Below are 21,101 nucleotides of genomic sequence, written 5' to 3' on the forward strand. Positions count from 1 at the left end.
GGCGGACCTGTAGGCAGCGGGAAGGGCGCGAGGTTCCCCGGCGGCCGGCCCAGGGGCGAGACGACGACTCCTGGCCCGCGGGGTGCGCGGGCGTCGAGGATCGGTGAGAGGGAGACGGGGATGCGGGCCGGAAGTGCGGCGCAGGCGCGGGCGGCGGTCTCCGGGGGCGGGCGGCGCGGCGCGGTGCGCGACCCGCACTGGGACAACGTCCGCTACCTGTCCGGGACGTTGGTCGTCATCGGGCACGCCGTCGAGGAACTGCGGTACGCGGACGGCGTTCTGTGGCTGTACCTGGCGACGTGGGCGCTGCGCCTGCCGGTCTTCGCCCTGGTCTGCGGCTGCTTCAGCAGCGCGGAGCCGCCCACGGCCCGGGAGATCCGCCGGCTGGTGGAGTCCGTCGCGGTGCCCTACCTGGTGTTCAGCGTGCTGCACGCCGCGCAGATCCGCCTGTTGACCGGCGCGTGGGACTTCTCCCTGGGAGATCCGGCGTGGGGGCTGTGGTTCCTGCTGAGCCTCATCTTCTGGCGCGTCGCGCTGCCGTATGTGGCCCTGCTGCCCCACCCGTTCCTGGCCTCGGTGCTGGCCGCGCTGGCCGTGGGCTACTTCGATGAGTTCGGCACCGAGTTCTCGGCCGCCCGCACGGTGGCGTTCTTCCCGTTCTTCGTGCTGGGGTGGAAGATCAGCCGGGGCGACCTCAACGCCTTCTTCACCGCCCGCCGGGCCCGGCCGGTCAGCGGCCTGGTGGTCGCCGGGTCCATGGCCTGCATGTGGTTCCTGCGCGACGACGTCCGGCTGGCCTGGCTGCCCATGCGGGGGCCCTACGGAAGCGAGGGCGAGGTCTTCGGCGCGGCCGGCGCCTGGCTCGTGCGCGCCGCCCTCATCGCCCTCGGCGCGACCGTCGCCGTCTGCTTCGTCCACCTGGTCCCGCGCCGCCGCATACCCGTGGTGACCTACCTGGGCGCGGGCGGCATGTACATCTACCTGCTGCACATCTTCTTCATCCGCGCCGCCCGCCACCACGGGCTGCACGAGCACGCCGACCACTGGCACGGCCACGTGGCCGTCATCGCCGGCGCGGCCCTGCTCGCCGCCGCCCTCGCCTCACCACCGGTACGCCGGCTCGCCCGGCCCCTGGTACAGCCCCGCATCGCCCGACTCGGCGGTCAGAGCGGGTGTGCGGGAGAGAGGAGCACCGAATGGGAGAGAGGGAACCGGTGACAGCCTCCCGCGTGGTCGCCGCCACCCGGGAACGCCTGGTCGCCGAACCGGGGGAGCGAGGTGAACGCCGTTGGGCGCACAGGCCTGCGAGTGCGGCTCCGCCGTCGCCGCGTCACGCGGGGGCGGCGGCCCGGTCGGATGCGCTGCGCAGGACGCAGAACTCGTTGCCCTCCGGGTCGGCGAGAACGGCCCAGCCGGAGCCGTCGGCGTTGCGGTGGTCCGCGACGAAAGTGGCGCCCAGGCCCAGGAGCCGTTCCACCTCCTGCTCGCGCGAGGTGTCCGGGCGCAGGCACAGGTGGATCCGGTTCTTGACCGTCTTGGGCTCGGGCACCTGGTTGAAGTGCAGCACCGGGCCCTCGGGCAGCAGCACCTGGGTCTCCGAGTCACCCGGTACGTCCTCCGGGTGATTCGGGCAGCCGGTCACCTCGCTCCAGAACCGGGCCAGCTCATAGGCGTTCGCACAGTCGATCGCCACATTCTGTACTACGGAAACCATGTGCGAGAGCCTTCCCGATGATCCCTCAGGACGCCACCCGGTTTCGCCCGCCCCCGCGTGCGCGGCCCGGTCCGGTGCGCGGTGGCGGGCGGATTGCGCTGGGGCGGTGAATCGCCCGGGTCCCGTGCGGCGCGTGCCGACCGGGGCCGCCGCGCTGCCGGTCATGGGCGGGCGCCGGCCGCTCGGCCGGGCCCGACCAGGTCGAACGGAGGTGGAAGACGACCGTGGTGGAGCGCCCCACAGGCAAGGCGCAGGTCGAGGGCGACGACGAGTCGGACGTCCACCCGGACGACCGGGGCTGGGTGGTCGACTGCCTCCGGCGGCTCCGCGACTTGGCCCCCATCGAGACGGAGCTGTCCGAGATCCCGCTGCCGCCCCGGCTCAACGGGCTGCGGCTGTACATCAAGCGGGAGGCGGAGCAGCCCTCGGGCAGCCACAAGCACCGGCTGGCGGCGGCGCTGCCGACCCAGTCCGTGATGGGCGCGGGCACCGGCGGCACGGCCGCCTGGCGCGATTCCTCCGTCACCGGCAAGGGCTCCCACATCGAGGGCGTCGGCCGCCCCCGCGTCGAGGCGTCCTTCATCCCCACCACCGTCGACCGCATGATCCGCGTCCGCGACGCCGCCTCCGCCGCCACCCTGCTGTGCGACCCCGCCGAGCGCTGTACCGACGAGTACTACGACGACGACTGGTGCCACCGGCAGGGCATCGTGTTCGAGCCCCCGTCCGCTCGACTCCCTGTGGAACATGTGGTCCCGGGGGCCGGGCGGCCTCCACCAGGACCGGGCCGCTGGGCCGATCACCTGCGACTGGGAGCTGCCCTGGCCCGAGCACCCCTACGCGTAGGCGTCAGTGCGGCTGCGACCCGATGACGGACAGGAGTTGCAGTTTCTCGTGGCTCTCGCTGCCGGGGACGGCGGTGAAGACGAGCAGCGAGTGGGCCTGCCCGGGATCGACCAGCCGCTGGCAGTTCAGCTCAAGGGCGCCGAGCTCGGGGTGGATGAGGTGCTTCACCTCGTGGGGGCGCACGCCGATCTCGTGGTCGTTCCACACCTCGCGGAACTCCTCGCTCTGGCCGAGCAGCAGCTCGGCGAGGTGGGCCGCCTTGGAGTCGGGACCGCGCAACGCGAGGATCTGGCGCAGGCCCGAGGCGTACATGCGCGTCAGGAGCGGGTGGTCCTCGGGCGCGTACCGCTCCCGGACGGCGGGATCGGTGAACCACCGGTAGCCGATGCAGCGGGCCGGGCCGCTGAAGGCGGTGAGGTCACCGACCAGGGCCACGCTGAGCGGGGTCTGCCGCAGGGTCTCGCCGAGTTCGGTGACGATCTCCGCGGGAGTGTCGTGCAGGCGGTCGAGGATGCGCAGCAGCCCGGGGCTGATGTGCTCGCTGGCGGAGCCGCGGACGGGCGGGTTGTGCCCGGCCAGGCGGAACAGGTGGTCGCGCTCGTCGAGGGAGAGGTGCAGCCCCTGCGCGATGGAGGCGACCATCTGCTCGGACGGGTGCGGTCCGCGCTCCTGTTCGAGGCGCGCGTAGTAGTCGGCCGACATGTGGCAGAGCGCCGCGACCTCCTCGCGCCGCAGCCCGCCGGTCCTGCGCCGCTGACCGCGCGGGAGTCCGACGTCCTCGGGTTGCAGCACGCCCCGGCGGTGCCGGAGGAACTCCGCGAGCCCGGCCCGGTCGATCACCATGCGTTTCCTCTCTCGTGGCTGCCTCCACTTCTACCGTCCGCCGCGCCCGCGCATCCACGACCTGTCGATCCCCCCTTCGCGCCGCGGAGCGGGGAGAACGGCGGTGTGCGCCGCGGACCACCGCCGTCAGCACGGGCGCGGACGGCCCATCCCAGGACCGGCGGGTCCTGGTAGTCGCCCGCACTTGTCGGTGAGCCTGTGGCCAGTACTCGGTCCTGGGCGCCCCGCACCCTCGCGGTGCGGGCGCGGACAGGTCCGGTCCCCGACCACGCGGAGTTGCGATGAGTCCAGACGATGACGGCCACGGCGAAGCGGGTTTCTCCCGCCGCGGGTTCCTGGGAGGGGGTGTCGCCGCGGCGGCCGTGCCGCTGCTCGCACCCGCGGCGGGAGCCGCGCCGGCCACCGGCGCCGGGGACGACGGCCTGGTGGACGTGCGGTTCGAGGTGAACGGCGACCCGAGCAGCGTGCGGGTCGATCCGCGCCACACCCTGCTCGACACGCTCCGCGAACGGCTGGAGCTGTGCGGCACGAAGAAGGGCTGCGACCGCGGCCAGTGCGGGGCGTGCACCGTGCACGTCGACGGCCGGCGCGTGCTGTCCTGCCTGACGCTGACGGCCACCGTCGACGGCGCCGAGGTCACGACGATCGAAGGACTCGCCCAGGGCGACGAACTCCACCCGATGCAGCGGGCGTTCATCGAACACGACGGGTTCCAGTGCGGCTTCTGCACGCCGGGGCAGATCATGTCGGCGGTCGCCATGGTCCACGAGGGCCCGGCGGGCTCGGACGACGAGATCCGCGAACGCATGTCGGGCAACATCTGCCGGTGCAGCGCCTATCCGTTCATCGTCGACGCGATCCGGGACGCGCAGCAGGTGATGCGCTGATGAAGCCGTACACCTACGCAAGGGCCCGTTCGATACGCGAGGCCCTCACCGCGGCCGGCGCGGACACCGCGTTCCTGGCCGGCGGCACGACCCTGGTCGACCTGATGAAGCTGGAGGTCATGGCCCCCGAGCAGGTCGTCGACATCAACCGGCTCCCGCTGCGCGGCATCAGGTACGGCATCGGCGGGCTGCACATCGGCGCGCTCGAACGGATGAGCGACGTCGCCGCCCACGAGAGCGTGCGCCGGCACTACCCGATGATCGCCGAGGCGCTGGAGCTGGGCGCGTCGGCCCAGCTGCGCAACATGGCGAGCATCGGCGGGAACCTGTTGCAGCGCACCCGCTGCGGCTACTTCCGCGACGTCGCGACCGCCTGCAACAAGCGCGAGCCCGGCAGCGGCTGCGCGGCGCTCACCGGCATCAACCGCGCGCACGCGATCCTCGGCACCAGCGACGCCTGCGCGGCGACCCACCCCAGCGACCTGGCCGTTCCGCTGGTGGCGCTCGGCGCCGAGGTGCAGCTGACCGGGACGCGCGGCAGGCGGACCGTGCCGCTCGACGCGTTCTACACCCTGCCGGGGAGCACGCCCCACATCGAGAACGTCCTGCGCCCCGGCGAGCTGATCACCGGCGTCTCCGTGCCGCGCTCGGCGTGGGCCGCGCACTCCACGTACGTGAAGGTGCGCGACCGGCAGTCGTACGAGTTCGCCCTGACCTCGGCGGCCGTCGCGCTCGAACTGCGCGGCGACACCATCAAGGAGGCCAGGATCGCGGCCGGCGGGGTGGGCACCAAGCCGTGGCGGCTGACCGCGGTCGAACGGGCCCTGAAGGGCCGCCCGGCCACCGCGGACACGTTCGAGGCGGCCGTCGCCGGGGCCGCGGACGGCGCGCGGACCCTGGCGCACAACGCGTTCAAGCCGGCGCTGCTGCGGCGCACGCTGGTCCGGGCCCTCACCGACCTGCGGGAGCGCCGGTGACCTGCCGGGCCGCGGCCCCCGCGGCGGCGGGGACGGGACGCCATGCTTGAGCTCGCCACCGACCTGCTCGAACGCGTCCGCACCCGGACCCCGTTCGTCGCGGCCACCGTCACGAGGGTGGCCGGCAGCGCGCCGCGGCAGCCGGGCGCCTCCCTGGTCGTCGACGCGGACGGGGCCGTCCTCGGCAACGTGTCGGGCGGCTGCGTCGACGCCGCCGTCCACGAGACGGCCCTGGAGATGCTGCGGGGGGACCGGCGGCCGAGGGTGGAGCGGTTCGGCTACTCCGACGGCGACGCCATGGGCGTCGGCCTCACCTGCGGCGGCACGATCGAACTCGTCCTGCGCCACCACGACCCCGGCGCGGAACCCGAACTCGGCCCGGCCCTCACCGACGCCGCGCGGAACCGCCCGGTCGCCGTCGCCACGATCGTGCGCGGCCCGAGCGCCCGCCTCGGCAGGATGATCGTGGTGCGGCCCGACCTGCCGGGCGAGGGGACGTTGGGCGACGAACGGCTCGACCGCGCGGCCGTCGGCCACGCGGCCGGCGTCCTGCACGCGGGGCAGACCCGCACGGTCGACATCGGAACGGCCGACGGCCTTTGCCGCGAGCCGCTGACCCTCCTCGTGGAGAGCACGGCCCCGGCGCCGCGCATGCTCGTCTTCGGGGCCATCGACCACGCCGCGGCGCTGGCCCGCGTCGGCGGGTTCCTCGGCTACCGGGTGACCGTCTGCGACGCGCGGGCCACGTTCGCCACGCCAGGACGCTTCCCCGACGCCGACGAGGTCGTCGTCGACTGGCCGCACCGCTACCTGCGGGCGCAGCGCCTGGACGGGCGCACGGTGATCTGCGTGCTCACCCATGACCCGAAGTTCGACGTTCCGCTGCTGGAGGCCGCGCTGCGGCTGCCGGTCGCCTACGTCGGGGCCATGGGGTCCCGGCGCACCCACGAGGAACGCCTGGCGCGCCTGCGCGCCGCCGGCCTCACCGACCGCGAACTCGGCCGCCTCCGCTCACCGATCGGCCTCGACCTCGGCGCCCGCACCCCCGCGGAGACCGCGCTGTCGATCGCGGCCGAGATCGTCGCCCAGCGGCTGGGCGGAAGCGGCGTGCCGCTGAGCACCGGCGTTCCCATCCACCATCGCGGCGCCCCGTCGCCGGGCGCCGTTCCCAGCAGTCAGGAGTCAGGATGACCGCCTCCCCCGTCGGACGCGCCACCGACCGCGTCGAAGGCCGGCTGAAGGTCACCGGCGCCGCCCGGTACTCGGCCGACCACCCGGCCCAGGGAACGGCGCACGCCCACGTCGTCACGAGCACGATCGCGCGGGGCACGATCACGGGGGTCGACACCGCCGCCGCGCTGGCGGCTCCCGGAGTGCTGCGCGTGTACGCGGCGCCGGAGCCGCGCCTGCGGCTCTACCCGGTCGCGGAGCAGTACCGCGGGTTCAGCGAGTTCTACGCCCCCCTCCAGGACGCGGACGTGCGCTTCCACGGCCAGATCATCGCCATGGTCGTCGCCGAGACCCCCGAGCAGGCGCGGGACGCCGCGGCGCTGGTCACCGCGACGTACGACGCGCGGCCGCCGCGCACCTCGCTCGATGACGGGCCGCGCGTGGCGGCCCCCTCGACCGGCGGGACGCCGAGCGCCCTCACGGTGCTCGCCCCCGGCGCCGACTCGATCGACGCGGCGCTCGCCGCCAGCGACGTCGTCGTGGAGGCGTCCTTCCACCAGCCGGTGCAGCACCACGCCGCGATGGAGCCCCAGGCCACCCTCGCCGTCTGGAACGGCGACCGGGTGACCGTCCACGCAGGTGCGCAGATACCGGCGGCGTACGCGCTCGTGCTGTCCCAGCGGCTCGGCGTCCTGCCGCAGAACGTCCAGCTGATCACGCAGCACGTCGGCGGCGGCTTCGGCGGCCGGGTCCCCGTGTGGAGCGACGCGCCGCTCGCCGCCGCGGCGGCCCGCGAGTTGGGCCGCCCGGTCAAGCTGGTCCTCACCAGGGAGCAGGTGTTCACCCTGGCAGGCCACAGGTCGCACCTCACCCAGACCGTCAGGCTCGGCGCCTCGAACGACGGCATACTCAACGCCGTCAGCCACGAGAGCACCGCCGAGATGCCGGCCGCCGGCGGCTGGAACATGCTGCCGGCCCACTCCTCGTCCGACACGCTCTACAGCACGCCGAACCTGCGCACCGACCCGCGGCTCGTCACCCTCGACCTGCCCGCGAGCCGCGCGATGCGGGGACCCAACGAGGCGCCCGGCGCGTTCGCCCTGGAGACGGCGATGGACGAACTGGCGGTCGCCACCGGCGTCGACCCGGTCGAGCTGCGGCTGCGCAACTACGCCACCGTCAGCCCCGCCACGGGCCGACCGTGGTCGAGCAAGCACCTCGACGAGTGCTACCGCGTCGGCGCCCGGCGCTTCGGCTGGTCCGAGCGCGACGCCACGCCCCGCGCGCGCGTGGACGGGCAGTGGCTGCTCGGCACCGGCATGGCCTCCGCCGTGTACCCGGCGACCCGCCACCCCGCGAACGTCCGGGTCCGGCTGCTCGACAACGACACCGCGGTCGTGTCGACCGGGATCTCGGACCTGGGCACCGGCGGGTGGACCATGGTGGCGATCGCGGGCGCCGACGCCCTGGGCATCCCCCTGGAGCGGGTGAGACCCGAGATCGGCGACTCGGCGCTGCCCCAGGGCGCCCCCGCCGTGGCCTCAAGCGCGACGCACTCCACCGTGCCGATCGTCGTGCAGGCCGCCCGCGACACGATCGCGGAACTCAAGCGGCGCGCGGTGACCGACGCGGGATCGCCGTGGCACGGAACGGACGCCGCCGACCTGCGCTACGAGGGGGGCAGCCTGCACGGGCACGGCCGTTCGATGACCTTCGGCGACCTGCTCACCACCCTCGGGGCGCCGGGCGTCGACGCCACAGCCGCGGGTCCCGCGGGCGCTCCCGCCGGGTACGGCTACCACAGCTTCGGCGCGCACTTCTGCGAGGTGCGCGTCAACCGGTTCACCGGCGAGGCCCGCGTCACGCGCTTCACCACGGTCGCGGACGTCGGCCGGGTCATCAACGCCAGGGCCGCCCGCAGCCAGCTCGTCGGCGGCGTCATCTTTGGCATCGGGCACGCCCTGCTGGAGGAGAACCCGCTCGAACTCGACACCGGCCGGCTGGCCGCCAGCACGCTCGCCGACTACCTGGTGCCCGTGCACGCCGACATCCCGGACATCGACGTGCACCTGCTCGACCGGCCCGACCCGGTGCTGACCGGGCCCCTGGGGGACGGCGACGAGGAGGTCGGGACCAGGAGCCTCGGCGCCCGCGGCCTCGGGGAGATCGGCACCGTCGGTTCGGCCGCCGCGGTCGGCAACGCCGTCTTCCACGCCACCGGCATCCGCGTGCGCGACGTGCCCATCACGCCCGACAAGCTGCTGTAGCGGGAGGGCGCGGCGGGTGCCGCCGCTCCCGCACCACGGCCCCTGACGCGCGTCGAACGCGGTCGGGGGCCGTTCCCGTGCCCGGGACACCCAGCGGGTGCGGAACGGCCGGCCGGGTGCCGTCACGTGGCGGGCCGCTTCACCGCTCCTCACGGAACATCACGTGGCGGCGGACGATGGGGTCGTACTTGCGCAGGTGCAGCCGGTCGGGGTCGTTCCTGCGGTTCTTGCGGGTGACGTAGGTGTAGCCGGTCCCCGCCGTGGACTTGAGCTTGATCACGGGTCGGATGTCGTCGCGAGCCATGCGACCATGGTACGCAAACGGAAATCATTTTCAATAAGGGGGCTTCCGTGAGCGACATGGGTACGGCCGACGGCCTCGGGGCGATGGGGGCGGCGGCTTCCGTGCTGCCGGGGGAGGGGCGGCTGCCGGTGACCGTTCTCTCCGGTTTCCTCGGCGCGGGCAAGACGACGCTGCTCAACCACGTCCTCGCCAACCGCGAGGGCCTGCGGGTGGCGGTCATCGTCAACGACATGAGCGAGGTCAACATCGATGCCGCCCTGGTGCGCGACGGCGGTTCCCTGTCGCGCACCGAGGAGCGGCTCGTCGAGATGACCAACGGCTGCATCTGCTGCACCCTCAGGGACGACCTGCTGGAGGAGGTGGACCGCCTGGCGCGGGCCGGCCGGTTCGACCACCTGCTGATCGAGTCGAGCGGCATCTCCGAACCGATGCCGGTCGCGGCCACGTTCGCGTTCCCCCGGGACGACGGGGCCACGCTGGGCGACCTCGCGCGCCTGGACACGATGGTGACGGTGGTGGACGCGGTCAACTTCCTGCCCGAGCTCGACCGGGGCGACGCCCTGGCCGGCCGCGGCCTCGACCAGTACGAGGACGACGAGCGGACGGTGAGCGACCTGCTCGTCGACCAGGTCGAGTTCGCCGATGTCCTCGTGCTCAACAAGACCGATCTCGTCGAGCGGCGGCACCTCGTCCGGCTTGAGGCGGCCCTGCGCCGCCTGAACCCGGCCGCCCGAATGATCCGGGCGAGCCGGGGTCGGGTCCCGCTCCGCGAGGTGCTCGGCACCCGCAGGTTCAGCCTGGCCAGGGCCCAGGAGGCGCCCGGCTGGCTGGCCGAGCTGAACGGCGACCACGTGCCGGAGACCGAGGAGTACGGCATCTCAAGTCTCCTCTTCCGGGCCGACCGCCCCTTCCACCCCGGGCGGTTGTGGACGTTCGTCACCGAGCGGCTCGACAGCGGGGACTTCGGCTCGGTGCTGCGTTCCAAGGGCTTCTTCTGGCTGGCCTCCCGTCCCGGGGTCACCGGCCTGTGGTCGCAGGCCGGTTCCGTGGCCAGGTTCGAGCCGTCCGGGGTGCGCGCCGCCCCGGCCGACGGCGGTCTCGCCTCGGGGCAGGAGCTGGTCTTCATCGGCACCGACCTGAACAAGGGCGACCTGCGGGCCGCGCTCACGTCGTGCCTGGTCGACGACGCGGAGTGGGCGGCGGGCCCTGCCGCCTGGGCCGCGTACGAGGACGCGTTCCCCGCGTGGGACGGCCCCGGCGCGGCCCACGACCACCCGCACGAGCACCCGCACGAGCACCCGCACGGGCACTGACCCGTCGCCGTCCCGCACGCCGGCCGGCGGGGCCGTGGCGCAGGGAACCCGTGGCCTCGACGTATTGATGAGAACGATTTTCGTTTTGTATTCTCTCGCGGGGAAGTTCCGCGCCCATCTCCTCTCCGCCCCGCACGCGCAACAGCGTTCGACCAAGGAGCAGTTGTCCAGATGACCACCCGATCACGCCCGGGATGGCGGCACGCCATAGCGGGCTTCCTCACCGCCGCACTCGCGGTCGGCACGGCGGGCACCGCGCAGGCCGCGGACCCGCTCGTCCTCGACCACGGGCACATCGACGCGTTCAACGTCACCGTCACGAACGGGGAACTCGTCCTCGACCTCGCGGAGGACGTCACCGGCTCCCACGTCCGGCACGCGCCGGAGGACGTGCTGCTGCACGTCAAGCAGGACGCCTGGATCGACGGCATCCCCGAGCAGTACCCCGGCTCACCGGCCGGCTACGTCCTGCCGCTGACCCAGGACCCCAACCTGATCTGGCCGGGCTGGGACACCAACGGCGTCGCCGGCAGCGGCTACCCGGATGTCGAGATCGACATCAGCGCGGTCAACGGGCCGGGCGAGGTGTACCTGTACACGCTCAGCGGCTTCGGCACGGTGACCTCGCTGCTTGAGGACGGCGGCTACGAACTGCCGGGCACGCTGCGCGAGGAGCGGCCCGCGCACACCCACGCGCAGTGGACGTTCACCGAGCCGGGCGAGTACACGCTCACCGCCCGCGCCACCGCCACCGACCCCGGCACCGGCCAGTCGCTCACCAGCGAACCGGCCACCTACACCTTCGCCGTCGGAGACCTGGAGGAGCCGGCGCCGGTACCGACAGGACTGTCGATCGACGGCCTGGCCGACCACTACCACACGGGCGACACCGTCGAGCTGAGGGCCGTTCCCGACGCCGAGACCGACCTGGACCACTACCACTGGTACACCAGGGAGTCCTCGTCCGGCAGTTGGGAGGTCGTCGACGGCGCATACGGCGACCTCTACACAGGAACCGCCGAGACCGACGGGCAGCAGATCAGGGCCGAGCTGCTGGACGCCGACCACGAGGTCGTCGCCGCCTCCGAGCCCGTGACCGTGCGCATCGACGACCACCACGGCGAGGAGCCCGGGGACGACGGCGGCAACGGCGCCACCGGGGGTACGACGTCCGGTGGCACGACGAGCGGCGGCGGAACGTCCGGCGGCACGACGTCCGGTGGGACGACGGGCGGCGGCGGCACATCTGGCGGCACGACGTCAGGCGGCACCACCGGCGGCGGCGATGCGGACGGCGGGGGAACGGCCGGCGGCGGAACGGCCGGGGGCGGCACCGCGGGCGGCGGTTCCACCGGCGGGTCCGGCTCCCCGGCACCCCAGTGCTTCCCCGTCGAGGAGGAGCGCGAGGTCCCCGTCCCCGAGGAGACCGGCGAGACGCTGGTGCTCGACCACGGCCACATCGACGCGTTCAACGTCACCGCCGAGGGCGGAGGGCTGGTGCTCGACCTCATGGAGGACGTGACCGGCAGCCACGTCCGGCACGCGCCCGAGGACGTGGTCCTGCACGTCACACCGGACGCGCTCACCGAGGACATCCCGTCCCAGTACCCGGGCAGCCCCTCCGGCTACCTGCTGCCGCTGACCCAGGACCCCGACCTCATCTGGCCCGGCTGGAACACCAACGGCGTCGCCGGCAGCGGCTACACCGACGTCGAGATCGACATCACGGCGGTGGACGGGCCCGGCGCCGTGTACCTGTACACGACCAACACCTTCGGCGGCGTGGTGCCGCTGCTTGAGGACGGCGGTCACGAACTGCCCGGCACCGTGCGCGAGGAGCGGCCCGCGCACACCCACGCGCAGTGGACGTTCGCCGAGCCCGGCGAGTACACGCTCACCGCCCGGGCCACCGCCACCAACCCGGAGACGGGGGAGTCCGTCACGAGCGAGACCGAGACCTACACCTTCGCGGTCGGGGACGCGCCCAGCACCGCGCAGGAGCAGGGGGAGACCACGACCACGACCACGACGGTCACGGTGGGCAGGACGGCCGACGGCGAGGACTGCGACCTGTCCGACGACCAGCTCGGCGGCGGCGGCAACCTCGCGAGCACCGGCGGCGGCGTGTCGCCGCTCCTCGCCGGGGTCGGCGCGGCCCTGATCGCGGTCGGCGCCGCGGCCTTCGCCCTCAACCGGCGCCGCCTGGCGCGCGCCTGAGCGACCGCGCCGGGGGCGGGAGGCGCGCCACGCGCCTCCCGCCCCCGGCCGCCCCTCGTGATCACCGAGCAGAGAGGTCGACACCGGCGATGACCGGCACACAACGCGCGCGGCGCCGCCGGTGGCCCGCGGCCGGCACCGGCCTGTCGGCCGCCGCGCTGGCGCTGGCGCTCACCGGCTGCGCCGGGGTCGCGGAACCGGCCGACGACGGCCGGGTCAGCGTGGTCACGACGACCGGGATACTCGCCGACCTGGCCCGCCACGTCGGCGGCGACCTCGTCGACGTCGAATCGCTCGTCCCCGAGGGCGGCGACCCGCACAGCTACGAACCCTCGCTGCGCGACATCCGGGACATCGTCTACGCCGACGCGGCCTTCAGCAACTACCTCATGCTTGAGGAGCAGAACCTCATCCGCGCGCTGGACGCCAACCTGCCCGCCGACGTGCCCAACGTGCCGCTGGCCGAGCGCGCCGTGGCCTACGCCGCCGAGATCATCCCGCTGGTGGAGAACGTCAACCTCGACACCATCTGGCTCGGCCTCCGCGTCCGCGGCACCGGGGAGAGCGTCGGCGCCACCCGGTCGTCCGAGGTCCGGCTGAAGGCCACGGGACTCGAAGGACCCGGCGACCTGATCGGCTACCTCACCGAGACGTTCGGTGAGCCGACGGTGTTCTTCGACTCCTCCGACGGCTTCGACGCGGGCGACGGCTACGAGGACGACACCGCGGTCCTCCCGCCGGCCGCCCACACGCACATGAGCTGGGCGTTCACCGAGCCTGGCGTCTACCGGCTGGACGTGGCCGCCGAGGTCGTGCCCACCGCGCGGAGCCGTCCGGTCCCGCAGGGCCGGGCCACCATCACGTTCGCCGTCGGCGTGGACCCGCACTCGGTGCCCGGCATGGCCGGCGCCACCGTGCTGGACGGCGGCCACGCCGACGTGACCGTGGACCTGGACGCCGCCGCGCGGGGGAGCGGCGACAGCCTCCTGCTGACCACCGACGCCGAGGGCGACGACGGGGTCCACCCGGCCGCCCGCACGGTGGTCGAGGTGCCCAACAAGGCCATCACGGAGGTGCCGGGCGACCCCAGGTTCCGCATGCTCGGCCGCGCGGGCGAGGACATCCACCAGCTGCCGCAGGCGGTGCTCGGCCGGCACGTGCACGGGGAGATCGACCCGCACCTGTGGCAGAACGTCCGCAACGCGATGGCCTACGTCAAGATCATCCGCGACGTCCTGACCGAGATCGACCCCGAGCACGCCGCCGACTACCGCGCCAACGCGTCCGCCTACCTCGCGGAACTGGAGGCGCTCGACGCCTACGTCACGGCCACCATCGCGGAGATCCCCGCGTCCCGGCGGCACCTGGTCACCACGCACGACGCGTTCGGCTACCTGGGGGCCGCCTACGACGTGTCGATCGCCGGGTTCGTCACCCCCAACCCGGCCACGGAACCCAGCCTCGCCGAACGCCGCCGGCTGAGCGAGACCATCGCCAACCTGTCGGTGCCCGCCGTCTTCCTCGAACCCAACCTGCGCAGCCGGTCGAGCACGCTCGTCCAAGTGGCCGAGGAGCAGGGCGTCGAGGTCTGCACCATCTACGGCGACGCGTTCGACGAAGAGGTGACCGACTACGTCGAGATGATGCGCGCCAACGCCGACTCCCTGCGCGCGTGCCTCGGTTGAGGCCGCGCGGCGCCCCCGCGCGCCGGGCCGTGCCCCCTTCGCCGCTCGTGAAGCCCCCGTCCCGAAGAACAGGAAAACCGATGCTCCCTCCCTCCCCGCGCCCGGCGGGACCGCGCCCGCGCGTCCGCCGCCCCGCGCTCGCCCTGTGCCTCTCGGCCCTGCTGCTCGGCGTGACGGCTCCGGCCGGCCACGCCCTGGAGGGCGAGGACGGCGACCTGGGCCAGACCGTCGCCCCTGACGAGCGCAACGCGACGGGAGAGGCGGTACTCAACGTCGGCCACGTGGACATCGGCCCCCGCTTCGTCGACGGCGAGTGGCGCATCCAGGGGCGCGACGACTCCGCGTCGCCCCCGGTGTGGCGGTCGTTGACCGACGTGGTGACGCAGGTCGTCGACGCGTCGGTGCAGCAGGCCCCGGACGACCCGGACTTCGCGTTCCTCGACGCCGAGCCCGGCAGCGACGTCTTCGTGGTCCCGCAGACGCAGGCCCCCGAGGTCGTGTGGCTGGGCTGGAACACCCAGGACCCCGAGGTGATGGAACGCGTCAACCGCGGCGTGACCCTGACCATGCACGGGGTGAGCGGCCCCGGGCACTTCTCCGTCTTCCTCCAGAACGGGAACCTCGGCGCCCCCGACGTGCTGTGGGACGGTGACGAGGAGGGCCCGCAGGACCTGTGGGTCGACATCAACACCCACACGCACGCCAACTGGGTCTTCACCGAACCCGGCGTCTACGTCGTGGACTTCGAGGTCTCCGCCGACCTGATCACCGGCGAACGCGTCTCCGACCGGGCCCCCTTGCGCTTCGCCGTCGGCGAGAGCACCGATGTGGCGGACGCGTTCGCCGCCACCGCCCCCACCGGCGACGGCGACGCGCCGGCCGGCTCGGGGGAGGGGGCGGACCAGGAGGCGGACCCGTCCGCCTCCCCGGCGCCGGACTCCGACGGGGAGGACACCGCGTCAAGCGGCGAGGACTCCTCCCTCCCCGTCACGCTGATCGCCGTGGGCGCCGTGGCCCTCGTGCTGCTCGCCGCGGTCGTGGTGGTCACCGTCCGCGGCCGGCGGGCCCGCGAGGCCGCTGGACTCGGGACCGGCCGGGACGGGAAGGCGTCATGACCGCGCTGTCCGTGCGCGGCCTGAACGTCGTGCTCGGCGGCCGGCCGGTGCTCCACGACGTCGACCTCACGCTGGACGCCGGCGACTTCATGGGGCTGATCGGCCCGAACGGCGCCGGCAAGACGACCCTGCTGCGGTCCGTGCTCGGCCTGGTGAGACGGGCGTCCGGCAGCATCGAGGTGGAGGGCGCGCCCATCGCGAAGGTGCGCCAGCGCGTCGGCTACGTTCCGCAACGCCACGAGTTCGCCTGGGACTTCCCCATCAACGTGGCCGACACGGTGCTCTCAGGACGGGTACGGCGCATCGGCTGGGTCCGCCGCGCGGGCGTGGAGGACTACCGGGCGGTCAACGAGGCGCTTGAGCGCGTCGGCATGACGGACCTGCGGCACCGCGCCGTCGGCCAGCTCTCGGGCGGCCAGCGGCAACGCGTCCTGGTGGCACGGGCGTTGGCGCTGCGGCCGAGCGTCCTGCTGCTCGACGAGCCGTTCACCGGGCTCGACGTGCCCACGCAGGAGCTGCTGACCGACCTCTTCACCGAGCTGAGCCGGGAGGGCCGCGCGGTCCTGATGACCACCCACGACCTCGCCGCGGCCATGCACACCTGCGGCCGGCTCTGCCTCGTCAACCGAACGGTCCTCGCCACGGGCCCGCCCGACGCGCTGCGCGACGCCGAGCTGTGGCGCACGGCGTTCGGCATCCGCCCCGGCAGTCCCCTGCTCGCCGCCCTGGGGGTGAAGTGATGCTCACGCCGCAGGAGTTCGTCGCCGACCTGTTCAACCCCGCGCTCTCCTTCCTGCCCAAGGCGCTGTTCGTCGCGCTGATGTCCTCGGCCGTCTGCGGGGTCATCGGCTGCTACGTGGTGCTGCGGGGGATGGCGTTCATCGGGGACGCGGTCGCCCACGCCGTCTTCCCCGGCCTGGCCGTGGCGTTCGTCGTGCAGGGCAACCTGGTGCTCGGCGGCGCGGTCGCCGGAGTGCTCACGGCCGTCGCGGTGGCCGTCTTCTCGCAGAACCGGAGGCTGCGCGAGGACAGCGTCATCGGCGTCTTCTTCGTCGGGGCCTTCGCCCTCGGCATCGTGATCATCAGCCGTTCCCCCGGCTACTCGGGATCGCTCCAGCAGTTCCTCTTCGGCTCCATCACCGGCATCCCCGACGAGGACCTGTACGTGGTCGCCGTCTCGACCGTGCTGCTGCTGGCCCTGGCGTTCCTGCTGCACAAGGAGTTCGTCTCGGTCACCCTGGACCGCGAGTCGGCGCGGGCGCTCGGGCTGCCCGTGTTCGCGCTCGACCTCGCGCTCTACGTCATGGTGTCGGTGGCCATCGTGATCTCCGTGCAGACCATCGGCAACATCCTGGTCCTCGCGCTGCTGATCACCCCGGCCGCCACGGCCCGCCTGCTCACCGACCGCCTCGGCGTCATGATGCTGCTCGCGCCCGTCATCGGCGGCTCCTCGGCCCTGACCGGCGTGTACCTCTCGTGGAGCCTCGACCTGCCGACCGGCGGCACCATCGTGCTGGTCGCCACCGCGCTGTTCCTGCTGGCCTGGCTCCTCGCGCCGCGCCACGGCCTGCTCGCCCGGTGGGGGCAGCGGCGCGCCGCCGCCTCCGGCGGGCGGGCGCGGGGCCCCGGGCCCGCGGACGGCGCCCGGGAGGCCGCCGCGGTGCCCTGACGGGCCCGGCCCGTTCGTCAGGTCCTGCCGGTCAGCCGCCAGCCCGCGGCACGGGTGCGCTCCTCCCAGAACGACCGGTACCTGCCGCCCCGGGCGACGAGCTGGTCGTGGGTGCCCGCCTCGATCACCCGGCCGGCCTCAAGCACCACGATCCGGTCGGCCGACCGGATCGTGGGCAGCCGGTGCGCCACGACGATCAGGGTGCGACCGGTGCGCAGCGAGCCGAGGGCGGCGGTGACGTGCGTGTCATTGGTGGCGTCGAGGGCCGCCGTCGCCTCGTCGAGCAGCACGATCGGCGCGTCCTTCAGCAGGGCGCGGGCGATCGAGATCCGCTGGCGTTCACCGCCGGAGAGCGCGGTGCCGCCCTCGCCGACCCGGGTGTGCCAGCCCTGCGGCAGCCGCCGCACGATCTCCGTCACCCGGGCCAGATCGGCCGCCCGGCGCACCTCGTCCTCGGTGGCGTCGGGGCGGCTCATCCTGACGTTCTCCTCGATGGTGCCGTCGAAGAGGTACACGTCCTGGGAGACCAGGGAGATCCGGCGCATCAGGTCGTCGGTGGCGAACCGGCGGACATCGGTGCCGCCGATCAGCACCGCTCCGCCGCGCACGTCCCAGAACCGCGCGATCAGCCGCAGCACGGTGGTCTTGCCCGACCCCGACGCGCCCACGACGGCCGTCATCCCGTCGGCCGGTGCCTCGAAGCTCACCTCGCGCAGGACCGGTTCGGCGCCGTAGCCGAAGGTCACGTCCCGGAACTCGACGGACGCGGGGGCCGCGTGGACGTCGGCGGGCGACGCCTCGGGGGCGGGGAGCACGGGCGTGTCAAGGACCTCCTGGTAGCGGGCCAGGGAGTTCCCGGCCAGGCGCACGGCCGTGCCCACCTCGGCGGCCGTGCCGAGCGGTTCGGTCAGGCGGACGCCGAGCACCAGCAGCGCGACCATCGAGGGGGCCGACAGCTCGCCCGCGAGGGCGAGTTCGGCGCCCAGCGCCAGCATCGCGATGAGCAGGAGCTGGATGACGAGGCCGGTGGAGAGCAGCGCCGGGGCGCCGAGCAGCATGGTGGAACGCTGCGCCCTGCTCTGCTCCGTCAGGGCCTCGTCGAGCAGCCGGTGGCCGGCGGCTGTGCGGCCCGCGGACCGGAGCGTCGCCTGGGCGCGCGCGAACTCGACGACCCTGGCGGCTGCCTTGGTGGACGCCGTCTTCTCCACCCGGTCCATGCGGGCCACCAGGCGCCCGGCCCAGCGCCCGGCCAGGAACACCAGGGGGATGCCGAGCGCGCCGAGCAGGGCGAGGCGCCAGTCGAAGAGGCACATCGCGAGCACGATCGTCGCCGGGGTGACCAGGGAGGCGACCAGGGGGCGCAGCAAATGGGCCGGCACCCCCATCACGTCCACGATGCCGCGGCTTGAGAGCTGGCTCAGCTCGCCCACGCGCACCGGGTCGGAGAACCAGCCGAGCGGCAGCGAGCCGACCTTCGCGCCGAGCCGGTGGAACAGCTCGCGGGCCAGGCCGATGGCGGCGCGGTAGGCGGCCAGTTGCGTGCGGTAGCGGACGACGGCGTAGCAGCAGAACAGCAGGCACACGGCGACGATCCACGGCCAGGCGTTCTCGGGGCGGCCGGACAGGGTCTGCTCCATGGCGGGCACCATGCAGGCGTATCCGAGGCCCGCGAGGACCGATTCGGCCACCAGACTGATCAGGTTGCGGCGGATGGGCCGGGCTCCGGGGCGGTCCCCCAGGGCCAGCAGGTGTCCGATCACGCGGGCATCCCTTCTTCCAGAGTTTCCTGGGCTCGCCACAGCTCCGCGTAGAGGCCGCCCCGCGCCAGCAGGGCCCGGTGCTCACCGCGTTCGACGATCCGCCCGTCGTTCATGACGCAGATCTGGTCGGCCCCGCTCACGGTGCGCAGGCGATGGGCGACGACCAGCACCGTCCGGCTGGCGGCCAGACGGGACAGGGCGTCCTGGACGGCCGCCTCGGAGTCCGGATCGGCGTGGGAGGTGGCCTCGTCCAGCACGATCACCGGCGTGTCGGCGAGCAGCACGCGGGCGATGGCGACGCGTTGGGCCTCGCCCCCGGAGAGGACGGCGTCCTCCCCGTACACGCTGTCGTACCCCCGGGGCAGGGCGCGGACGCGCTCGTCGACGCGGGCGGCCCGGGCCGCCGCCAGCATCTCGGCGTCCGTCGCGTGCGGCCGGGCCAGCCTGATGTTGTCCCGGATCGAGGCGTGCAGCAGCCGGACGTCCTGCAACACCATCCCCACCCGCGTGTAGAGGGTGTCCTGGTCGAGCTCGCGCAGGTCGGTGCCGCCGAGGGTGACGGAGCCATCGGCCGGGTCCCAGAAGCGGGCCAGGAGTGCGGCGAGCGTGCTCTTCCCCGCGCCCGACGGGCCCACGAGGGCCGTGACGGTGCCGGGCGCGAGGTCGAGGTCGACGCCGCGGATCACCTCGGTCCCGTCGGTGTAGCCGAACCGCACACCGGTGAAGGAGACGTGGTCGCCCGCGGGCGGGGCGGCGCCGGCCGGGGCGGCGGCGAGCGTGGGCGTGCGCAGCAGCTCCTGGATGTTCGCCGCGGCGTGCCGCGCGGCGGTGAGGTTGCCGTAGCCGTAGTTGAGTTCGAGGAACGGGCCGGCCACGGCCGCGCCGAGCACCACGAAGGGGAGGATGTCGAGCGGCTCCGCCCAGCCGGCCTGGACGAAGGCGGTGCCGGCGACGAGGGCGGCGAGCAGGGTCGTGAACGGCGCCAGGGCGAGTTCGGCGACGGTGGAGCCGCGCAGCATCCCGCGGACCCACTCCCAGAAGTCCGTCACGAACGACTCGGCGGCCCGGAGGAACCGGGAGTGGGCCGCGCCCGGCCGTCCGAAGATCTTGACCATCGCTATGCCGTCCACGTACTCGACGGCCGCCGCGCTCACATCGCCGATGGACCGCTGGTAGCGGGCCATCTGCTCGCCCTGCCCGCGCATCATCGTGCCGTACCGGACGATCCCGAACACGGTCGGCAGCAGGGTGAGCAGTGCGAGCCGCCAGTCGCTGACGAACAGGTAGCCCAGGGCGACGAGCGGGGTGACGACCGCGGTGGTGAGATCGAGACAGGTGTGCCCCACCAGGTGGTGCAGTCCCGCGACGTCGTCGGTGAGCGCCTTCTTCACCCGGCCCGACGCGTGGTCGGTGAACCAGCCGAGCGGCACGCGGCCCAGCCGTTCCGCGAGCCGCCTCCTGAGGTGCGACTGGAGGTCGACGTCGGCCAGGTGGGTGAGGGTGAGGGCCGTTCCGCCGGCCGCGAGGCGGATCAGCAGGGCCGCGGCGGCGGTGGCGACGAGGGCCCAGACCCGGTCCTCCCGTACCGGGTCGCGGAGCAGTTCGCGGGCCAGTTCGACGAGCGCGATCAGGGGCACGACGCGGGCCACGGAACCGACCGCTTCGAGCAGGCAGGCGATCAGGATCCGGTGGCGCACCGGCGCCAGCAGCTCACCGAGCGCCGCCCTGCCCTCCGGTCCGGCTTCGGGTGGGGACATCGTTCGGCCTCCTCGGGACGCGTGGCGGACCGGGTACCGGTCCGGCGGCAGAGGGGTCCCCAGCCGCTCGCGGACCGGTCGGGACGTGCGAGGAGTCACCGGACGAGTGGCGGCGTGTGCCGCAGAGGTACTATACGCAAACGATAATCTTTTTCATTAGTGGTCGTCCGGGTTCCGGTGGACAAAAGTTCCGGCCGCCCGTCGCGGGCGCGCCGGCCGCCGCCGCCGGCGCCACACCCCGACCTGGAAAGCGAGTCATCCATGAGCAGGCAGACGCGCCGTGGCTCGGACCGCCCGGCCCGCCCCAACCCGCTGTTCGCCGCGGGCATCACCTACATCGACTACAAGGACACGGACCTGCTGCGGAAGTTCATCTCCGACCGGGGCAAGATCCGCAGCCGCCGCGTGACGCGGCTGACCGTCAAGCAGCAGCGCCAGATGGCGCGAGCGATCAGCAACGCCCGCGAGATGGCGCTGCTGCCCTACCCGGGCACGGGGCGCAGCGCCGCGTGAGGCGGGGCGTTCCCGCGCGGCGCCGGGACGGCGGGGCCGTGGCCGCCGGTCGCAAGGTCGGCGG

At 73.6% G+C, this 21,101-nt stretch carries 18 protein-coding genes; 13 read left to right on the forward strand and 5 right to left on the reverse strand.

The features are described 5' to 3' along the window. Nucleotides 1-120 precede the first annotated feature (120 nt). Nucleotides 121-1,218 (forward strand): acyltransferase family protein, encoded by a 1,098-nt coding sequence (locus LC193_RS18370; protein WP_226075618.1) that lies wholly within the window; start codon nucleotides 121-123, stop codon nucleotides 1,216-1,218. Between the two features lie 112 nt (nucleotides 1,219-1,330). Here LC193_RS18370 and LC193_RS18375 read toward each other — a convergent pair whose 3' ends face one another. Beyond that, entirely contained in the window at nucleotides 1,331-1,714 is a 384-nt protein-coding gene (locus LC193_RS18375) for a VOC family protein (protein WP_226075620.1), read from the reverse strand. A gap of 224 nt (nucleotides 1,715-1,938) precedes the next feature. Between LC193_RS18375 and LC193_RS18380 the strand changes: the two genes are divergently transcribed. Continuing rightward, nucleotides 1,939-2,586 carry a hypothetical protein gene (locus tag LC193_RS18380; protein ID WP_226078923.1) on the forward strand — a complete coding sequence of 216 codons (648 nt, stop codon included), beginning with the start codon at nucleotides 1,939-1,941 and terminating at the stop codon, nucleotides 2,584-2,586. Here LC193_RS18380 and LC193_RS18385 read toward each other — a convergent pair. Next, nucleotides 2,564-3,403, reverse strand: a complete 840-nt coding sequence (locus tag LC193_RS18385; protein ID WP_226075621.1) for a helix-turn-helix transcriptional regulator — start codon at nucleotides 3,401-3,403, stop codon at nucleotides 2,564-2,566. The two genes, LC193_RS18380 and LC193_RS18385, sit on opposite strands and share 23 nt — an antisense overlap. A 281-nt stretch (nucleotides 3,404-3,684) precedes the next feature. Here LC193_RS18385 and LC193_RS18390 point away from each other — a divergent pair, with 281 nt between their 5' ends. From LC193_RS18390 to LC193_RS18405, 4 genes are read left to right on the forward strand one after another with little or no spacing between them, the layout of a single operon-like run. Next, nucleotides 3,685-4,290 carry a (2Fe-2S)-binding protein gene (locus LC193_RS18390; RefSeq protein WP_226075624.1) on the forward strand — a complete coding sequence of 202 codons (606 nt, stop codon included), beginning with the start codon at nucleotides 3,685-3,687 and terminating at the stop codon, nucleotides 4,288-4,290. Continuing rightward, nucleotides 4,290-5,267, forward strand: a complete 978-nt coding sequence (locus LC193_RS18395; RefSeq protein WP_226075626.1) for an FAD binding domain-containing protein — start codon at nucleotides 4,290-4,292, stop codon at nucleotides 5,265-5,267. The genes LC193_RS18390 and LC193_RS18395 overlap by 1 nt, the downstream gene beginning before the upstream one ends. Nucleotides 5,268-5,309: 42 nt before the next feature. Beyond that, complete coding sequence (locus LC193_RS18400; protein ID WP_226075629.1) at nucleotides 5,310-6,458, forward strand: XdhC family protein; 1,149 nt, start codon at nucleotides 5,310-5,312, stop codon at nucleotides 6,456-6,458. After that, nucleotides 6,455-8,704 (forward strand): xanthine dehydrogenase family protein molybdopterin-binding subunit, encoded by a 2,250-nt coding sequence (locus tag LC193_RS18405; RefSeq protein WP_226075632.1) that lies wholly within the window; start codon nucleotides 6,455-6,457, stop codon nucleotides 8,702-8,704. The genes LC193_RS18400 and LC193_RS18405 overlap by 4 nt, the downstream gene beginning before the upstream one ends. Before the next feature lie 139 nt (nucleotides 8,705-8,843). Here the strand turns inward: LC193_RS18405 and rpmG are convergent, their stop codons facing one another. Next, nucleotides 8,844-9,008 (reverse strand): 50S ribosomal protein L33, encoded by a 165-nt coding sequence (gene rpmG, locus LC193_RS18410; RefSeq protein ID WP_226075634.1) that lies wholly within the window; start codon nucleotides 9,006-9,008, stop codon nucleotides 8,844-8,846. Nucleotides 9,009-9,091: 83 nt separating this feature from the next. On the opposite strand from rpmG, the gene LC193_RS18415 reads away from it, so the two are divergent. From LC193_RS18415 to LC193_RS18440, 6 genes are all read left to right on the forward strand, one after another. Further along, the gene (locus tag LC193_RS18415) at nucleotides 9,092-10,321 is read left to right on the forward strand and encodes a GTP-binding protein (RefSeq protein ID WP_226078718.1); all 1,230 of its coding nucleotides are present in this window, start codon (nucleotides 9,092-9,094) and stop codon (nucleotides 10,319-10,321) included. A 171-nt stretch (nucleotides 10,322-10,492) separates the two neighbouring features. Continuing rightward, the gene (locus LC193_RS18420; RefSeq protein ID WP_226075636.1) at nucleotides 10,493-12,538 is read left to right on the forward strand and encodes a choice-of-anchor M domain-containing protein; all 2,046 of its coding nucleotides are present in this window, start codon (nucleotides 10,493-10,495) and stop codon (nucleotides 12,536-12,538) included. Between the two features lie 89 nt (nucleotides 12,539-12,627). Further along, complete coding sequence (locus tag LC193_RS18425; RefSeq protein ID WP_226075639.1) at nucleotides 12,628-14,223, forward strand: anchored repeat ABC transporter, substrate-binding protein; 1,596 nt, start codon at nucleotides 12,628-12,630, stop codon at nucleotides 14,221-14,223. Between the two features lie 80 nt (nucleotides 14,224-14,303). Continuing rightward, nucleotides 14,304-15,338 carry a choice-of-anchor M domain-containing protein gene (locus tag LC193_RS18430; protein WP_226075642.1) on the forward strand — a complete coding sequence of 345 codons (1,035 nt, stop codon included), beginning with the start codon at nucleotides 14,304-14,306 and terminating at the stop codon, nucleotides 15,336-15,338. Continuing rightward, on the forward strand, nucleotides 15,335-16,078 hold the full coding sequence (locus tag LC193_RS18435; RefSeq protein ID WP_226075644.1) for an anchored repeat-type ABC transporter ATP-binding subunit: 744 nt from the start codon (nucleotides 15,335-15,337) through the stop codon (nucleotides 16,076-16,078). The genes LC193_RS18430 and LC193_RS18435 overlap by 4 nt, the downstream gene beginning before the upstream one ends. Further along, nucleotides 16,078-17,007, forward strand: coding sequence for an anchored repeat-type ABC transporter permease subunit (locus LC193_RS18440; protein ID WP_226075647.1), 930 nt, complete (start codon nucleotides 16,078-16,080; stop codon nucleotides 17,005-17,007). Before LC193_RS18435 ends, LC193_RS18440 begins: the two co-directional genes overlap by 1 nt. Before the next feature lie 17 nt (nucleotides 17,008-17,024). On the opposite strand, the gene LC193_RS18445 is transcribed toward LC193_RS18440, so the two are convergent. Together LC193_RS18445 and LC193_RS18450 are read right to left on the reverse strand one after the other, a co-directional pair. Continuing rightward, nucleotides 17,025-18,767: an ABC transporter ATP-binding protein gene (locus tag LC193_RS18445; RefSeq protein WP_226075650.1), complete on the reverse strand. Its 1,743-nt coding sequence runs from the start codon at nucleotides 18,765-18,767 to the stop codon at nucleotides 17,025-17,027. Next, nucleotides 18,764-20,524: an ABC transporter ATP-binding protein gene (locus tag LC193_RS18450; protein WP_226075652.1), complete on the reverse strand. Its 1,761-nt coding sequence runs from the start codon at nucleotides 20,522-20,524 to the stop codon at nucleotides 18,764-18,766. The genes LC193_RS18445 and LC193_RS18450 overlap by 4 nt, the downstream gene beginning before the upstream one ends. A gap of 261 nt (nucleotides 20,525-20,785) precedes the next feature. Between LC193_RS18450 and rpsR the strand changes: the two genes are divergently transcribed. Then, nucleotides 20,786-21,037, forward strand: a complete 252-nt coding sequence (rpsR, locus tag LC193_RS18455; protein ID WP_226075654.1) for a 30S ribosomal protein S18 — start codon at nucleotides 20,786-20,788, stop codon at nucleotides 21,035-21,037. The last annotated feature ends 64 nt before the right edge of the window (nucleotides 21,038-21,101 follow it).

The organism is Streptomyces marincola (assembly GCF_020410765.1).
GTDB classification, from domain to species: Bacteria; Actinomycetota; Actinomycetes; order Streptomycetales; family Streptomycetaceae; genus Streptomyces; species Streptomyces marincola.

Excerpts from the sequence above, each read along its gene's own strand:
- LC193_RS18370 (WP_226075618.1), top strand. The coding sequence starts at position 121 with ATGCGGGCCGGAAGTGCGGCGCAGGCGCGGGCGGCGGTCTCCGGGGGC.
- LC193_RS18415 (WP_226078718.1), top strand. The coding sequence starts at position 9,092 with ATGGGGGCGGCGGCTTCCGTGCTGCCGGGGGAGGGGCGGCTGCCGGTG.
- LC193_RS18390 (WP_226075624.1), top strand. The coding sequence starts at position 3,685 with ATGAGTCCAGACGATGACGGCCACGGCGAAGCGGGTTTCTCCCGCCGC.
- rpsR (WP_226075654.1), top strand. The coding sequence starts at position 20,786 with ATGAGCAGGCAGACGCGCCGTGGCTCGGACCGCCCGGCCCGCCCCAAC.
- LC193_RS18450 (WP_226075652.1), bottom strand. The coding sequence starts at position 20,524 with ATGTCCCCACCCGAAGCCGGACCGGAGGGCAGGGCGGCGCTCGGTGAG.
- LC193_RS18440 (WP_226075647.1), top strand. The coding sequence starts at position 16,078 with ATGCTCACGCCGCAGGAGTTCGTCGCCGACCTGTTCAACCCCGCGCTC.
- LC193_RS18385 (WP_226075621.1), bottom strand. The coding sequence starts at position 3,403 with ATGGTGATCGACCGGGCCGGGCTCGCGGAGTTCCTCCGGCACCGCCGG.
- LC193_RS18435 (WP_226075644.1), top strand. The coding sequence starts at position 15,335 with ATGACCGCGCTGTCCGTGCGCGGCCTGAACGTCGTGCTCGGCGGCCGG.
- LC193_RS18420 (WP_226075636.1), top strand. The coding sequence starts at position 10,493 with ATGACCACCCGATCACGCCCGGGATGGCGGCACGCCATAGCGGGCTTC.
- LC193_RS18405 (WP_226075632.1), top strand. The coding sequence starts at position 6,455 with ATGACCGCCTCCCCCGTCGGACGCGCCACCGACCGCGTCGAAGGCCGG.
- rpmG (WP_226075634.1), bottom strand. The coding sequence starts at position 9,008 with ATGGCTCGCGACGACATCCGACCCGTGATCAAGCTCAAGTCCACGGCG.
- LC193_RS18425 (WP_226075639.1), top strand. The coding sequence starts at position 12,628 with ATGACCGGCACACAACGCGCGCGGCGCCGCCGGTGGCCCGCGGCCGGC.
- LC193_RS18375 (WP_226075620.1), bottom strand. The coding sequence starts at position 1,714 with ATGGTTTCCGTAGTACAGAATGTGGCGATCGACTGTGCGAACGCCTAT.
- LC193_RS18395 (WP_226075626.1), top strand. The coding sequence starts at position 4,290 with ATGAAGCCGTACACCTACGCAAGGGCCCGTTCGATACGCGAGGCCCTC.
- LC193_RS18400 (WP_226075629.1), top strand. The coding sequence starts at position 5,310 with ATGCTTGAGCTCGCCACCGACCTGCTCGAACGCGTCCGCACCCGGACC.
- LC193_RS18430 (WP_226075642.1), top strand. The coding sequence starts at position 14,304 with ATGCTCCCTCCCTCCCCGCGCCCGGCGGGACCGCGCCCGCGCGTCCGC.